Source organism: Micromonospora sp. CV4 (assembly GCF_003667455.1).
GTDB lineage: Bacteria > Actinomycetota > Actinomycetes > Mycobacteriales > Micromonosporaceae > Micromonospora.
Genome location: NZ_RCVI01000034.1, coordinates 1 through 476, shown reverse-complemented (window position 1 = coordinate 476; position 476 = coordinate 1). Strand labels below are relative to the sequence as shown.

Annotated in this window: 1 protein-coding gene; it reads left to right on the top strand. The window is 69.1% G+C overall.

Features of this window, described 5'->3' with window-relative positions; all coding sequences use genetic code 11:
* Positions 1–476, top strand: a 476-nt coding sequence (locus tag EAD98_RS00160) for a PstA family ABC transporter permease (protein ID WP_121652105.1), incomplete at both ends; no start/stop codon positions are given.

Below are 476 nucleotides of genomic sequence, written 5' to 3'. Positions count from 1 at the left end.
GGCGGTGCTGCCGCTGGCCTCCGTGGTCTGGACCCTGGTCAGCAAGGGAGTCGAGCGCCTCGACGGCAATTTCTTCGGCACCTCGATGAACAACATCGGGGCGCGGGACCCGAACGGCGGCGCCTACCACGCCATCGTCGGGACGCTGGAGCAGGTCGGCATCGCCACCCTGATCACCGTTCCGCTCGGCATCCTCTGCGCCATCTACGTCGTCGAGTACGGGCGGGGCCGCTTCTCCTTCGCCATCCGGTTCTTCGTCGACGTCATGACCGGCATCCCGTCGATCGTCTCCGGTCTGTTCGTCCTGGCGTTCTGGGTGCTCATCGTGTCGCCGATGGTCAACGACGGCCGGCCCGGATTCTCCGGCTTCGCCGCCGCGCTCGCGCTCAGCGTGCTGATGCTCCCGACCGTGGTGCGGTCCACCGAGGAGATGCTCCGGGTCGTCCCGGCGCCGCTGCGCGAGGGCGCGTACGCCC